Origin of the sequence: Janthinobacterium sp. MP5059B (genome assembly GCF_001758645.1) — a bacterium.
Classification (GTDB): Bacteria; Pseudomonadota; Gammaproteobacteria; order Burkholderiales; family Burkholderiaceae_D; genus Janthinobacterium; species Janthinobacterium lividum.
This window is the reverse complement of the sequence record NZ_LRHX01000010.1, coordinates 295190-310049: the sequence shown is the minus strand read 5'-3', so window position 1 is coordinate 310049 and position 14860 is coordinate 295190. Positions and strand designations below refer to the sequence as shown.

The following is a 14860-nucleotide window of genomic DNA, read 5'->3' as shown; positions in this document are numbered from 1 at the left end:
CTGACGAGATGAAGCCAACCGGGTATTTCAGGGACCGGAAGCGGTGCGGCGCGCCGCTTCCAGTCCCGGGACAGCGCTGCTGTAGCAGATTCGACTGACGCTGCGCAGGCCAGCACCTGCGCCCTCCCTTCCCGTAGCTTCCCTTCTGACAAAGACGACCTTCCCATGCGACATGCCGTTCCCCTTTTCCTGCTTGGCGCCAGCGCGCTGCCCATCGCCCCCTTCTCCTTCGCCCAGCAAATGTCCGACACGCGCGCCGAACAGGCCGCGCCGCTGGCGACCCTGCCCGAAGTCAAGCTGATCGACCAGTCCGCGCCGGACGCGCCCCTGCCGGGCATCACGCGCATTTCCCGCGAGACCCTGCAGCGCCAGCAAGCCATGGACATGGCCGACATCTTCGCCAGCGAACCCGCCGTCAGCGTGGGCGGCGGCGCCAGCAATGCGCAACGCATCTACCTGCGCGGCGTCGATGGCGCCAACCTGAACATCAGCATCGACGGCGCGCGCCAGGGCCGCAGCCTGCACCAGCACCGGGGCGACCTGGGCGGCATCGATCCCGACATGCTGAAACAGGTCGATATCCAGCCCGGCCCCAGCGCCGACGCGGGACCGGGCGCGCTGGGCGGCAGCATCCGCTTTGACACCGTCGATGCGCAGGACTTGCTGGCGCCAGGCAAACGCGCCGGCGCCAGCGTGCGCGCGGCGTACGCCAGCGCCGACGAGGCGCGGCGCGGCGCCGTCAGCGTGTACGGCATGCTGGGCGAGACCTTGGACAATAAGCTGGGCTTGCTGGCCCATGTCAGCGCCGTCAACCGCGACAACTACCGCATCGGCGGCGGTGGCGACGTGCCCAATTCGGCCGGACATGACCGCGACTACCTGCTCAAATTGAGCTTGCTGGACCTGGCCGGGCATAGCCTGCGCCTGGGCGCGGCGCGCAACCGCAATGCGGGGCTCTATCTGTTCAGCCGGGTCGGCAGCGACAACGGCTATGCGCCCGCGAACGCCGTGCCCACCTACCAGCGCAGCGAACGCCATACCTATACCCTGGAACACCGCTACCAGCCGGCCGGCAATGCGCTGCTGGACTGGAAATTCAATCTGTACCTGAACGAGAACGAGCTGGAAGACGTCAGCCAGGCGCGCAGCGCGAGGACGACGGAACGGGGCGGCAGCGTGCGCAATACGGCAAACCTGGCCCTGGCCGGCACGCAGCACCGCCTGACGGCCGGCGCCGACTTCATGGACGAGGAAGGCATCACCAACGGCGTGCTGGGCGCCGCCGTCCTGGGGCCGGGCCGCAAATCCACGCAGGCGCGCAATCTGGGCCTGTTCGTGCAGGAGCGCATGCGCTGGCAAGCCCTGCAGCTGTCGCTGGGCTTGCGCCACGACCGCTACGATACCGCCTTCGGACCGCGTACCTTCAAGGGCGGCAAGACATTGCCGAACGCGGGCGCCGAGCTGGAGCTGCGCCGCGGCGTGGGCGCCTTTGCCAGCTATGGCGAAGCCGTGCGCGCCAGCGGCATCATCCCCATCGGTTTCCTCACCAGCCTGGACAAAAAGAGCAATTTCAACAACGGCAAGCCCTTCAAGCCGGAAACCTCGACCACGCGCGAAGCGGGCCTGAAGTACGAAGGCGCCAATGCGCTGCTGGACGGCGACAGCCTGACCGTACGCCTCGGCTACTTCGACACCCGCATTGCCAACCTGATCGAATGGGCCGGCCAGGGCGTCGTGTATCCCGCGTCTATCCGCAACATGCCCGAGACCCTGCGCTCGAAGGGCTGGGAATGGAAGGCGCGCTGGCAGCGGGGCGGCTACGGCACGTCCGTCGGCGTGGTGCTGGCCGATACCACGGTGGGCGGCAAGCCCTTGAACCCGGCGCGCCGCGTGGGCACGGCGCTGGGCGACCGGCTCACGTGGGACAGCCACTGGCAGATGCTGCCCGGCCTCACGGCCGGCTATACCCTGAACGCCGTGCGGCGCCTGGACGACGTGCCGAAAGCGGCGGTACAGCGGGCCGGCTACGTGCTGCACGACGTCCAGCTGCAATGGCAGCCGGCCGCGCTGCGCGCGCTGAGCCTGGCGCTGGCCGTGCGCAACCTGGGCGACAAGCGCTACACGAGCCACAGTTCGCTCGACGGCGGCGTCGGCAATATCCTGCCGGAGCCGGGACGCGACGTGCGCGTGAGCGCCAGTTACCACTTTTAAGCGATTCCACCATCCCAATCACCCATCCGTAAAGAGAAGAGAACCATGACCTATACCACCCAAGCGGGCGCGCGCTGCGGCCTGTACCTCGTCAGCGCCGGCATCGGCGACCCTGACAGCATCACCGTGAAGGCGCAGAAAACCCTGCGCGGCGTCGATATCGTGTTCGGCATCCCGCGCCTGCTGGAAGCGTTTGCCGACCTGCTTGACGGCAAGGAACTGCACAAGGCGGGCCACGGCCTGTTCAGCCCCCTGGCGCGGCGCGACACGCCGGAAGAGGAAGTCGACGCCATGGAAAAACAGACGCGCGACATCATCCACGCGGCGGCGGCGGCAGGCAAGACCGTCGCGGTGCTCGACTATGGCGACGCCATGATCTTCGGGCCGCAATCGGGCTACCTGAGCGAGTTCAGCGAACTGAATCCCGTCGTCATCCCTGGCATCTCCTGCTTCAATGCGGCCAATGCGGCGCTGGCCCGCGATGTCACCGGCGGCAAGCACAGCCGTTCCGTGATCCTCGCCGCCTCGGCCGACACGCGCGACGACTACACGGGCAGCGACACCCTGGACAAGCTGGCCGCCACGGGTTCCACCCTGGTCTTCTTTACCATGCGCGCCGACCTGCCCTCGCTGGTCGAACGCCTGGCGCGCCACCTGCCCGGCAGCACGCCGCTCGCCATCGTCGCCCACGCGGGCGCCGACGCGAAACAGGCCGTGCTGCGCGCCACGCTGGGCACGGTGCTGGCCCGCACGGAGAACGAAAAGCCGCCGTTCGAACACCTGGTGTACGTAGGCGATTTCCTCGGCTAGGCCAGGCGCATCCAGGCCGCCGGCGCGGCGCCCTCCGTGCCGTCCTGCGGCCCGGGCAACGCCGCGCAGCGGCCATCTTCCAGCCGCACGATGCGGTCCGCCACGTGGCGGGCGACAGGCAGATTGTGCGTGATGAGCAGCAGGGCCAGGCCGCGCGCCTCCTGCACGTCGAGCAGCAGCCGCAGCACCTTCGCCTGCACCGAGGCATCCAGCGCGGCGGTCGGTTCATCGGCCACCAGCACGGCCGGATCGGCGATCAGCGCCCGCGCGATGGCCAGGCGCTGCAATTCCCCGCCGCTCAAGCTGCGCGCCTGGCGCGCCAGGAAGGCTTCTGTGGCCGGCAGGCGCACGTCGGCCAGCGCCCGCAGCGCCGCCGCGCGGATCGCGTCCACGCTGACGCGATCCGCGATGGCGAGCGGCTCGGCCACCGCCTCGAATACGCTGAAGTGGCTGGCCACCGAGGCGCCCGCATGCTGCGGCACGTAGGCGATGCCCGCCGCCGCGCCCCCCTCTTCCCGCTCCGGCGTGGTCACTGTGCCCGTATCGGCCTGCTGCAGGCCGACGAGGATGCGCGCCAAAGTCGACTTGCCCGCGCCGGACGCGCCCACGATGACCACCGTTTCGCCCGACTGCACGTCCAGGTCGACGCCCGCCAGTACGGCTTGCCCGCCCAGGCGCTTGTGCACGCCGCGCGCGGACAGCACGGTGACGATGCCGCCGCGCAGGCAGGCCACGCCCGTGGCATCGAGCGCCGGCGCTTCCTCGCCGCAGCGGGCGATGCGCTGGCTGCAGCGGCTGGCGAAGGCGCAGCCGCGCGCGCCCTCTTCATGGGTGCCGGCGATGCCCTGCAAGTCCTTGCCGTTCTCGCGCGGCCAGGCGCGCAGCAGGCCGCGCGTGTAGGGATGGCGCGGCGCCGCCAGCACCGCTGCGGCCGGCCCCGTTTCCACGGCGCTGCCGCCGTACAGTACCAGCACGTCGCCATCGAGCGCGCGCGCCAGCTCCAGGTCATGCGTCACCACCACCAGCTGGCGCTGCGCCGCTTCGGCGCGCAGGCGCCCGAGCACCAGCGCGCTGGTGGCGGGATCGAGCGCGGACGTCGGCTCGTCCAGCACCAGCAGTGCCGGGTCAGGCGCCAGCGCCGCCGCCAGCAGGACGCGCTGCAGCTGGCCGCCGCTGCATTGGGCCGGATAGCGCCGGTGCAGGTTTTCGGCCAGGCCCAGCGAAACCAGCAGGGCACCGGCCGCCAGTTCGGCTGGCCCGCGCCGCATGCCCAGATGCCGCCGCAAAGGCGCCGCCACCTGCGCCAGCAAGGTGTGCTGGGGATTGAGGGCGTCGTGTACGTCTTGCGGCACCAGGCCAGCCTGGCGGCCGCGCCAGCGCCGCAGCGCCGCTTCGTCCGCATCCACCAGTTGCATGCCGCCGGCGCGCAAGCTGCCGCTGCCGCGCCCCGGCGCCATGCCGAGCAAGGCCCGCGCCAGGGTGCTCTTGCCGGCGCCCGATTCGCCGATGATCACCAGCGGCACGCCGGGGCGCGCCTGAAAATGCAGCTGGCGCAGCAGCTGGCGGCCATCCGCCTCGATGCAGAAAGCGGCCGCCGCTAGCATCGCGCGCGCTCGTCGAGGCCCTGGCCCAGCAGCGCCAGCGCGATCAGCAGCATGGCCAGGCACAGCCAGGCCGCCAGGATCCAGGCGCGCGCGTCCGGGTGGGCAAGATAGGGCATGGTTTCATTGAGCATGCCGCCCCAGGTCGGGGTACGCGGATCGGCCAGCCCGAGGAAGGCCAGGCCCGCGTAGTGAAACACGGCGCGGCGCACCAGGGCCACGGCTTGCACGGCCAGCAATCCCGCCATGGCCGGCCACACATGGCGGCGCAGCAGGTAGATGCCCGACGCCGCCGCCAGGCGTGCCGCGTCCAGGCTCTCCTGGCGCCACACCTGGCGCAGGCGCAGGCGCAGCGCGCGAAATTCGACATCCCAGCCGAATGCCGCCAGCATCGCCACCAGGGCCGCCACGCCCGGCTGCATGGCCGAGGCGATGACGATGAAAACCAGAGTCGATGGCAAGGCGCTGAACAGGTCGGCCAGCCGCAGCACCAGCGTATCGGCCGCCGGCCAGGCCAGCCCGCACAGCGCCAGCAGCACGGCCAGCGCGATGCTGGCGGCGCTCACGGCCACGCCGATACCCAGGGTCGGCAGCGCGGCGACGGCCAGGCGGCGCAGCACGTCGCGGCCCAGGTCATCGGTGCCCAGCCAGTGCATGGCGCCGGGCGGCGCCAGCACGGCATCCATGGCGCCGCCGGACGCCGGCTGCAGCCAGCTGGCGCCGGCCAGCATCAGGGCCAGCACCAGCAGCAGCCCGGTCCCCGCGCGCACGGACGCGTTCATGGCGCGCGCTGCGCGCGCCGTGCCAGGCGGGCGGCCAGTGCATCGGCCAGCAAGTTCATGGCGAACAGCAGCAGCCCCGTCGCCAGCAGGGCGCCGCGCACCAGCGGGTAGTCGTGCTTGATGATGGCGTCCGTCAGCACCAGGTTGATGCCGGGATAGGCAAAGACGGTTTCCGCGTACACGGCGCCCGACACCAGGCGCGCGGCCACGCCGCCCAGGCGCGACAGCACGACGGCAAGCACGTTGGGCGCCAGGTGGCGGTAGCGCAAGGCGAACGGCCCCACGCCCTGCGCACGGGCCAGGTCCATGAAGGTGCGCTGCCGTACGCTGACGGCCGTGGCGCGCGCGCTCAGGAATACGCCGGCGGCCGCTGGCAGCGCCATGGCGCACACGGGCAGCACCAGGTGCTGCGCGCGCTCCAGCCATGCGGCCGCACCCGTCTGCATGGAAAACGGCGCCATGGCGCCATTGCTGGGAAACCATTGCAAACCATAGGCGAACAGCATGACCAGGCCCATCGCCAGGGCGAAAGGCGGGATGCTGTCGAGTGCCAGGGTGGCGGCCGTCAGCACGCGGTCCGGCGCCCTGCCCTGCGCGAACGCGGCCTCGATGCCCAGTACCACGCCCAGCAGCAGGGCCAGCGCCAGCGCGCACGCCACCAGCAGCATGGTCCAAGGCAGGTGCTGCGCCAATAAGTCCTTCACCGGCATGCCGTGGCGGATGGAATAGCCGAAATCGAGCCGCAGCAGCTGCGCCAGGTGCCCGAGGTACAGCTGCCACAGCGGCTGCCCGCCGCCCAGGCCATGGCGCGCCAGCAGGGCGCCGCGTTCGGCCGCATCGAGTTCGATCAGCGCATCCTGCCCCAGGATGGCCGTGACGGGGTCGCCAGGCATGAGCAGCGGCAGCGCGAAGTCGAGGCTGACGAGCGCCAGCAAGGCCAGCGCATAGCCCGCGGCGCGCCGGCCCGGGAACGTAGAAGCGCTCAGCGTCGGCTCCCGTCTACTGCACGAACATCAGTTTGTTCAGCGGCAGCGAGATGCCGACGGCGATGCCGCCCGGCGTGAACCACGGCCGCAGGCGCGCATTGGCCGCCGTGATCCACTGCGGCGAATACAGGAAAAACGCCGGCAGCTCCTCGGCATAGATGGCCTGGGCGCGGTCGAGCAGCGCGCGCCGTTTGGCCACGTCGACGGTGCCGACCTGCTGCTGCAGCAGCTCGAGCAGATCGGCGCGGCGGAAGGCATCGCTGAAGGCGCCGTTGCCAGCCGTTTGCCGCAGCATGCTTTCCGGGTCTCCATTGCTGCCCTGGCTGACGAGCGCCAGGTCGAAATCGGCCGCGACCATGCGCGCGCCCAGGATACCGCCGTCCATGATGCGCACATTGACTTCCATGCCCAGCTTTTCCAGCTGGCCAGCCAGCTGGCTGGCGGGCCGCGCCAGGCTGCGCGTCGCCGCCAGTTCGAGCACCCACGGTTTGCCGCCGCTGTCGCGCAGGCGACCGTCCGGCGCGGCGCGGTAGCCCAGCTCCGCCAGCATGCGGCGCGCTGCCGCCGGATCGTAGGCATACGCCTCGAACGGCGCCCCGCTCTGCCAGATGCTGCCCCGCACGAAGCGTCCGGCGGACACCTCGCCCTGCCCGTTCTCGACCACGCGCAGCAGTTCCTGCCGGTCGATGCCGCGCGCGATGGCCTGGCGCAGGCGCTTGTCGGCAAACGGCGGGCGCGCATGATTGAAGCGCAGCCGCACCGGATGGCCGGAAGGCGCGCTGACCACGGTGGCAAAGCGCGTCACTTCGGCAGCCAGGGGCGCCGGCAGGCTGCGGATCATGTCCACCTGGCCCCGCTTGAGCGCGCCCACGGCAAGCGAAGGCTGCATGCGCAGGAACAGCAGGCTGCGCACCCTGGGCGGGCCCAGGTAGTACGCTTCGTTCGCGGTGAAAAGATAGCGGCCCGCCGCCTTGTCATACGCACCCAGGCGATAGGGGCCGCTGCCGACGATGTCGGCCTGTTTCACGTGCTGGGGCTCGTCCAGGCGCGCGTACACATGCTGCGGCAGGATGGGCACCGAACCGGCCAGCTGTGCCACGAACGGCGCATACACGCGCTTCAGGCGCACGCGCACGCGCCCCTTGCCCAGGTCGTCCACGCCGTCGATGGCCCCCAGGTCGAACAGGGGATGCGGGTGCTGGCGCAAATACGCAAAGGTAAACACCACGTCCGCCGCCGTGACGCTCTTGCCGTCATGCCAACGCGCATCGGGGCGCAAGGTGAAATCGACGGTGCGGTGGTCGGCGCTTTCCCGCCACGCGCTGGCCAGCCCCGGCACCAGCTTGCCACTGGCATCGCGCCACACGAGGGTGTCGAAAATCAGGCTCGTCAGCGTATAGCCCATGCCGCCGCTGGCATGGGTGTAGGGCGTCGGCAAGCCGAAGTCGCCCTGTTCATCGGCAATGGTACAGCGCTCGATGCGCGGCGCCGGCGACGGCTGCTGCGTACTGGCGCTGACGCTGGCACACGCCAGCCAGCCGGCAAGGAGAAGGGGAAAAAGCAAGCGAAGACGGGGCACCAGCGTTCCTGACGATCAGAAGAGAGGCAAACCCCGGCCGCCATGGGCCGGGCAAGTGTGCTGCGTAGAATGGATTCCCAACTAAATGAGAATTATTTACAGCTGCATATCTTATGGTTGCCGCGCTGGCCAGGCAAATTGTCTTTCCGGAGGGCTGGTATCTGAAAAACTGAGGGCCGGGGGCAGGCTCCCCTTGCCCAGGCGCGGGGCCTGTCAAGGCGCCACAGCTGGCGCTGCCCCGGCGCCATGCCGCTTACTCGCCCTGCTCCGGCGCGCGGCCGATCTCGCCGTCGATATTGGCCAGGAACCAGGCCAGCGACGACATCAACGCCACGTTGCGTTTCAGGTTATTCGGGTCGACCTTGTCCAGGGTGTCGGCCGGCGTATGGTGGTAGTGGAAGTAACTGTGACTGTCGACCAGCGGCTCGAAGCTGGGCACGCCTCCCGTTTCCAGACGGTGCAAATCGCCCGTGCCCAGCGCATCGCGGCGCGTGAACGCGTGTGCGCCCATCGGCTGCAGGGCGGCCAGCAAAGGCGTGAACAGTTTTTCCGCCTTCGGTCCCACGCTGGCCTTGATGCCGAACGGGCGGCCGGCGCCGCTATCCATCTCGATGGCAGCATATTGCTTGCCGAGCGCCTGCTTGTGGGCCTCGAAGTAGGCCTGGCCGCCGCGGCCGCCGTTTTCCTCGTTCATCCAGGCGATCACGCGGATGGTGCGGCGCGGACGGTAATCGAGCTTTTTCAGGGTTTCCACCACGCCCATGGCAGCCACCACGCCGGCGCCGTCGTCGTGCGCGCCCGTCGCCAGGTCCCAGGAGTCGAGGTGGCCCGAGACCACCACCACTTCGTCGGCCTTGTCCGTGCCCGGCCAGTCGGCGATGACGTTGTAGCTATCGGCTTCCGGCAGGTTTTGCGGCGTCAGGGTCAGGTGCATTTTCATCGGGCCGCGCGCGGCCAGGCGGCCGATCAGCAGGGCGTCTTCCACGGTGACGGCGGCGGCGGGAATGCGTTTATTGTCGTCCAGGCCCGTGGCGCCCGCATGCGGGATGCGGAAATCGGCGCCGCCCACCGAGCGCACCAGCGCGGCGGCCGCGCCCAGGTCGGCCGCCGCCTTCGGTCCGAGGAAGCGCGAGCGCGAACCCTGTCCGTAGGTGACGCCGGCCAGCCCCCGCTCGGCCATCTCCTGGTCGAACGGCGTGTCGATCAGCACAATGGCGCCCTTCACTTCCACCGCGCGCGCCTTGAGTTCTTCCAGGCTCTTGACGATGATCACGGGTGCCGTCAGGCCGGCGGCCGCAGTGGCGCCGGAGCCGCCCAGGGCCGTGAGCACCACGCGCTGCGACACGCCCTGCGGACGGCCCGCATAGTCGACGATTTCCGCCGTTTCCACGCCGCGCACCCAGTGCGGCACTTTCACGGGCTGCAAGGTGACCTTGGCGCCCAGCTGGCGCATGGTGTCGGCCACCTGCTGCACGGCGGCGGCGGCGCCGGCGGAGCCGGACAGGCGCGGGCCGATCAGATCCGTCATGTCGGCCAGGCGGGCGTAGGCCCAGTCGCTCTGCAGCGCGGTGTCGCGCACCTGCGCCAGCGCTTGCGGCGTGTTGCCTGGCGCGGCGGCAAAGGCGCCGGCGCTGACGATGCAGCCAAGGGCAAGGGATACGGCGGAACGGCGCAGTGGCGCGCCAGTCAGGATGCTATGCATGTGTTCAGTTCCAGTCAACAAGGTCGAAACGGGTACGCCGTAGCCATGGGCAAGGCGCGAATTTTTCTACGATAGCGCATTTATTCTGTCATTGCAGCAACTTTTACGGGATCGATTGCCTCTTTCCCCCAGAGTCGATTACCATGCAGATCGTGATCGCTACCGGATACCGCCATGCTCAAGGGAAGACTCTGTACCGTCCGGCATTTGACCGCCGCCGACCTCAATACCTATATCGCGCTGATCAACGACCTGCCCGCGCGCAGCGAGTTCTTTTCCATGCAATTCAAGTCACCCGAAGCGATCCGGCGCGAATTCCTGCAGACGGGCCTGGTCACGGAGGATAGTGAACTGTTCCTGATTGAAGACCATCACCAGCACATCATCGGCTCGATCACGCACTTCAAGGGCCGCACCCCGGCTTGCCGCGAAATCGGCTACCGCCTGTTCGACCCCAAGTGGGGCGGACGCGGCTATGGCGGCGAAGCGACGCGCCTGGTGGTCGACTACCTGTTCAATGCCTACCCCTACCACCGCCTGGAATTGCTGATGGACCCACAAAATACGGCTTCCGAACGGATCGCGCAAAGGTGCGGCTTTACCGAGGAAGGCGTGAAGCGCCAGGCCTTCTTCATCAATGGCGTCATGCGCGACGTGAAAATGTATAGCCTGCTGCGTCCGGAATGGCAAGCGTTTGCGCCTGTCGTGTCAGGCTGAAACTGTTACCACGCCGCCCTGATTGTAATAAGTTGTATTAGACGTGGAACAAGCTTGCGGCAGCGGATATAGTCCACTCCATGCAGATCATTGTGATCTCGCCGGAATGGAAGGAAATGCCATGTTGAACAAGAAACTCCTGGGTGCGGTAATGGTAGCGGCAGTGGCTGTGTCTTCGGCCGCAGTCGCCGGTGACCGCGACTTCAATACCGTTGCAGGCGCCGTTGTCGGAGCGGCCATTGGCAACAGCACCGGCGGGCGCAATGGCGCGATCGTCGGTGGCGTGCTTGGCGCCGCCGTCGGCAACAGCATCAGCACGAATGACCGTTATTATGACCGTGGCGGCTATCGCGGCGGTTACCGCGAAACCTATTACGCGCCTGCGCCGCAACCGGTGTACTACGCCCCTGCCCCGCAGCCAGTGTATTACGCGCCGCCACCGCGCTACTACGGCCCGCCAGCTGTCGTCTACGTGCAACCGGGCCGCGGCTACTACCGCGACCATGGCCGCCGCGACTATTATGACCGTGGCCACGGTCACGGCCACGGCTGGGGCCATCGCCGTTAAGCACCGCCTGCACCTGCACCATGAAAAACCTGCGCCAGCCTGCTGCCGCAGGTTTTTTTGCGCGACAGGCAAGGTATCGCCCCTGCACAATATCGGCTAAGCTGTGTCCTATGATCAACATTTCTGGCCGCCTGGACCGCACCAACCGATGCATTTAATCAAAGACGGACTTGACTTCGGCCCCTGGCTCGATGCCGCCGCCGGCACCAGCGTGGGCGCCGGTCCCCTGCCGCGCCGCGAAAACCAGGACAACTTCCTGCTGATCGATGCCAGCGGCCACGCCGTCTGCCTGTCGCAGCAAGCGCCATTCCACTGCCAGGTGCCGGGCTGGCCGCGCGGCCATGTACGCGCCGCCGTGCTCGACGGCATGGGCGGCCACGGCCAGGGGCGAGAAGCGGCGGAAGCGGCCGTGCAAGGCTTGCTGGCCATGCCCGCCTGCCTCGACACGGCCAGCCTGGCCGCCAGGCTCGACGAGTTGCACACGCGGCTGCAGGACAGTTTCGCCATGGCCGCGCCAGCCCAGGCGCGTCCGCCCGGCACCACTCTGACCCTGCTGGAAGTGCCGCCCGGCGAAGCGCCACTGCTGTATCACGTGGGCGATTCGCGCCTGTATGAAATCGCCGACGGGGCAGCCAGCATCCTCACCGTGGACCACGTGCCGGCCACCGTGTACGCCATGCGCGGCGCGCTCGACGAGACGCGCTGGCGTGCCGCCGTGCACGGCGAGCATCATCCGCAAATCTCGCAGGCATTCATTTTGGGCAATGCCATCAGCGACAGCTTGCAGCTCGACAAGCCCTTGCGCGGCCTCGATGCGGCCACCCTGCCGCCCTTCCTCGCGCACCTGGGCGACCGCCGCGTGCTGCGCGTGCGCCCCGGCGCCCACTATCTGCTGGCCAGCGACGGTTTCTGGGCCTGCGACGATCCGCTGGCCCTCACGGCCCGCTGGCCCGCCTTGTGTGCCGGCAAGACTGCGGCACAGGCCGTCAGCGCCCTGTTCGACGACTTCCTCTCCCACCCGCCAACAGGCTTGCATAGCGACAACATTACCATGCTGGCGCTGCGCTTCGATGCGGAGTTCAGCGCCCCAGGCGGCTAGCGGCCAGGTAGCCGGCCGTCGCCGACACGGCCGACAGCACGGCGCCCCAGGCCATGTCGATCGCCGTCAAGGCCAGCGGCCAGTCGCGCAATGTCGCGTAGTTGCTCAAATCATAGGTGCCGTAGGCAAGCAGCCCGAGCAACGCGCCCAGCGCAGCCGCAGTGCGCCCGCGGCGCAGGCGCAAGCCGGGCAAAATGGCAAAGACCAGCAGCCCCGCCACGTACAGCAGGTAAAACAGCGTGGCCGGCGCCCAGCGGGGCGTGTCCGCCAGCAACGGCCCCAGCGCCGCGGCGTACATCGGTTTCATCAGCACGGCCAGCCACAGGGCATCGATGGCCAAAAATACGCACAAGGTGGCGCCATAGGCAATGGCAAGCTGGAGCGGACGTTGGACAGGCATGGTCATCTTTCGGCGTCAGGCAGCGTGTGGGGGATAACGGTTACGCCAGCATAATGCAAAACGCCGCCATGGATGCCATGGGATCAAATAGCCCGCATGAAAATACACCATGGCTCAGGTGCGCGAACTGCCCGCCTTACTCGAACGCATGAACTCTGCCTGCATCCTCTCGCTGGCGCTGCGGCGAGTATCTGGAAGTGACCGCCAACCAACGACGCAATGATAAGGCATATCAAAATAACATGCCAACAAGGACATTAAATGTGTTTTTGAGCAATAGTTTCCATGGCTTGCATGGCAAGATGTGACCAGGGACATGAATTTGGGCAAAAAGAGCGCATTCCGGCGCCGTGAAAGTTGCCAAGCAGGCGCAAAAGCGCGTAAGCTCTCATGTATAACAGAGGGCAAAATGTCCCCGCTCGATTCGAGTCAGAATGTCATGAAAAAATGCAGCAACCCGGAGCACCCGCACTGTACGTTCTGGGTCTTGCCTGGGGAAACAGTCTGCGCGGGCAACCACCCGCAAGCGACGACTGCCCCCAGCAGCTACGACCTGTTGACCGCACTGCGCAGCGCCCGTTCCGAGCCATCGGCAACGGCGCCTTCGCACGCCCCTGCCCGTGATGCTGTTATTCGCGATGCTGCTATGCAAACGCTGACGAGCCCCGTGCCGGCTTCCGCCGCGCCTCCGGCGTTCACGCCAACGCCGGTTGCGCCGCCATCGGGCCCGCAGGCCTACCAGTTGGTGCAAGCCCACCTGCACATCAGCGGCTTCGATCCGCGCGCGGCAGGCGGACGGCAAACCCTGAAAATGGAATTGCGCGGCATGAGCGCCGCCTGCGCGCCGCAGCTGACCTTGCGCCTGCGCTCGGACCTTATCCCCCGCGGGCACGTGCAGCATGATTTCGTGCGCACCACGCGCGGTGACTGGCGTCCCGTGTTTGTCGAGTTTTCCTCGCGCAACAAGGAACACGGGCAATACCAGATCGAAGTGGAAGTGCACAGCCACATCGATGGCGCCGTGGCGCAGAAATGGGTGTGCACCTTCGTCATCCTCGTGCCGCGCCGCGACGCCACCCTGACGGAAATCCACCAGATCTTCCTCAGCACGCACAAGAACGTGCGCGTGATGGCCGATGACGCCTCGATCGCCCGCGTGACGGGTGGCGACGGCTGCAACCTCGACGTGACGGCGCGCAATGCCGGCATCGCCCACGTGGATTTATCTGCGCCGCAAGGCAAGATCGACATGGGTTTTACCACCATCGCCTGGGACGAGGAGTTGATCGAAGTCGACCTGCCCGCCGCCAGCCACTGCCATCCGCACCCGAGCCAGGCCGCCTGCCTCGTCAATGCGGCGCCGGAAGCGGGCGAACAGCGCCAGATCCGCCTGTTCGCGCTGGAAGAATGCATGCTGGGCCGCTTCGAACTGGTGGACCCGGAAGCCGATGTGCTGCTCAGCCATTTCAGCCCCGACGGCCAGGACAACAATGGCTTGACGCGCCGCCTGTCGGGCCGCCACGCCATCATCCGACGCAGCCAGCAAGGCTTTGAAATCGAGGATGTCTCGCGCTACGGCGTGCTGCTCGACGGCGTATGGCCCGGCAAGCACAAGCCCGTGCCCCTGCGCCTGGGCATGCGCATCGAATTGACTGCCAGCATCAAGGGCATCGTCGTGCTCAGCGTCACGGCCCTGCTCGCGCACGGCGTGATACTGCACCGCATCGACCACGGCGCCCGCGCCGAGTGTTTTTACCTGCTGCTGCCCGACACCCAGCCCACGCCGGCAAGCCACCTTGCCACGCCGCAAGCCAGCTGCCTGCCCGTACTCTTCCACCGCCATGGCGGCTTCTGGCACCTGGACACGGCCAGCGGCAAGGAAACCGCGCTGGCACCCGCTACCGCGCTCGACAAGCTCAGCGGCTTCGCGCGGCACAACCGCTTCGCCAGCGAACCGTATCCGGAATGCTGGATCATCCGCACCGAAGGTGCTGCCCTGTGCGACAGCGCCATGCAAACTGCATAGGGACACTGAACCAAACCTACTGCGCGTCGGTATAGGCGGCCTGCGATGCTCACCGGCTCGGCGCCCCCGTACCGAGTACGGTTGCGCTTCTCGACCACCTCTCCCTTCCGCTCGCTACGGTTTTGTTCAGTGTTGTAAATCTGCAGTTATCCGCAAGGCACTAGCGGGGTACTAGTACGAGAAAAATCATTGACAAACCGAATATAAACACCGCTTCCAGCGTAAACACGATGGCGGGAATCTGCAATTCGCGCGGGATTTTCATGGCGACACCTCTTCAAAACACAGGACTGCCTTCAGCATAGCGCGCCCTGCGCCAATTACATTGTCAGCCACACAATACACTTGACCGCCCGGCATGAATTTCCGAGTCCGCTGC

12 protein-coding genes are annotated in these 14860 nt (G+C 67.6%); 6 read left to right on the top strand and 6 right to left on the bottom strand.

Features of this window, described 5'->3' with window-relative positions; all coding sequences use genetic code 11:
- The first annotated feature begins 165 nt into the window (after positions 1 to 165).
- Positions 166 to 2211 (top strand): TonB-dependent receptor, encoded by a 2046-nt coding sequence (locus JAB1_RS14340; protein ID WP_070280361.1) that lies wholly within the window; start codon positions 166 to 168, stop codon positions 2209 to 2211.
- A gap of 45 nt (positions 2212 to 2256) precedes the next feature.
- Positions 2257 to 3021 (top strand): SAM-dependent methyltransferase, encoded by a 765-nt coding sequence (locus JAB1_RS14335; protein WP_070280360.1) that lies wholly within the window; start codon positions 2257 to 2259, stop codon positions 3019 to 3021.
- Here the strand turns inward: JAB1_RS14335 and JAB1_RS14330 are convergent.
- From JAB1_RS14330 to JAB1_RS14310, 5 genes are all read right to left on the bottom strand, one after another.
- Positions 3018 to 4625, bottom strand: a complete 1608-nt coding sequence (locus JAB1_RS14330; protein ID WP_070280359.1) for an oligopeptide/dipeptide ABC transporter ATP-binding protein — start codon at positions 4623 to 4625, stop codon at positions 3018 to 3020. The two genes, JAB1_RS14335 and JAB1_RS14330, sit on opposite strands and share 4 nt — an antisense overlap.
- Complete coding sequence (locus JAB1_RS14325; protein WP_083299734.1) at positions 4619 to 5404, bottom strand: ABC transporter permease subunit; 786 nt, start codon at positions 5402 to 5404, stop codon at positions 4619 to 4621. Before JAB1_RS14325 ends, JAB1_RS14330 begins: the two co-directional genes overlap by 7 nt.
- Positions 5401 to 6339, bottom strand: coding sequence for an ABC transporter permease (locus JAB1_RS14320; protein ID WP_070280358.1), 939 nt, complete (start codon positions 6337 to 6339; stop codon positions 5401 to 5403). The genes JAB1_RS14325 and JAB1_RS14320 overlap by 4 nt, the downstream gene beginning before the upstream one ends.
- Positions 6340 to 6403: 64 nt before the next feature.
- Positions 6404 to 7969 (bottom strand): ABC transporter substrate-binding protein, encoded by a 1566-nt coding sequence (locus JAB1_RS14315; RefSeq protein WP_139144554.1) that lies wholly within the window; start codon positions 7967 to 7969, stop codon positions 6404 to 6406.
- Positions 7970 to 8222: 253 nt separating this feature from the next.
- Entirely contained in the window at positions 8223 to 9671 is a 1449-nt protein-coding gene (locus JAB1_RS14310; RefSeq protein ID WP_070280356.1) for a M20/M25/M40 family metallo-hydrolase, read from the bottom strand.
- Between the two features lie 174 nt (positions 9672 to 9845).
- On the opposite strand from JAB1_RS14310, the gene JAB1_RS14305 reads away from it, so the two are divergent.
- The 3 genes from JAB1_RS14305 (at position 9846) to JAB1_RS14295 (ending at position 12055) form a co-directional block, all read left to right on the top strand.
- Positions 9846 to 10388: a GNAT family protein gene (locus tag JAB1_RS14305; protein WP_070280355.1), complete on the top strand. Its 543-nt coding sequence runs from the start codon at positions 9846 to 9848 to the stop codon at positions 10386 to 10388.
- A gap of 121 nt (positions 10389 to 10509) precedes the next feature.
- Positions 10510 to 10956, top strand: a complete 447-nt coding sequence (locus JAB1_RS14300; protein ID WP_034751896.1) for a glycine zipper domain-containing protein — start codon at positions 10510 to 10512, stop codon at positions 10954 to 10956.
- 148 nt (positions 10957 to 11104) lie between these two features.
- The gene (locus JAB1_RS14295; protein WP_070280354.1) at positions 11105 to 12055 is read left to right on the top strand and encodes a protein phosphatase 2C domain-containing protein; all 951 of its coding nucleotides are present in this window, start codon (positions 11105 to 11107) and stop codon (positions 12053 to 12055) included.
- Here JAB1_RS14295 and JAB1_RS14290 read toward each other — a convergent pair.
- A complete protein-coding gene (locus JAB1_RS14290; RefSeq protein WP_034783974.1) occupies positions 12036 to 12455 on the bottom strand; it encodes a DUF2177 family protein in 420 nt (139 codons plus the stop codon). The two genes, JAB1_RS14295 and JAB1_RS14290, sit on opposite strands and share 20 nt — an antisense overlap.
- 439 nt (positions 12456 to 12894) lie before the next feature.
- Here JAB1_RS14290 and JAB1_RS14285 point away from each other — a divergent pair, with 439 nt between their 5' ends.
- Complete coding sequence (locus JAB1_RS14285) at positions 12895 to 14481, top strand: FHA domain-containing protein (protein WP_254672094.1); 1587 nt, start codon at positions 12895 to 12897, stop codon at positions 14479 to 14481.
- The last annotated feature ends 379 nt before the right edge of the window (positions 14482 to 14860 follow it).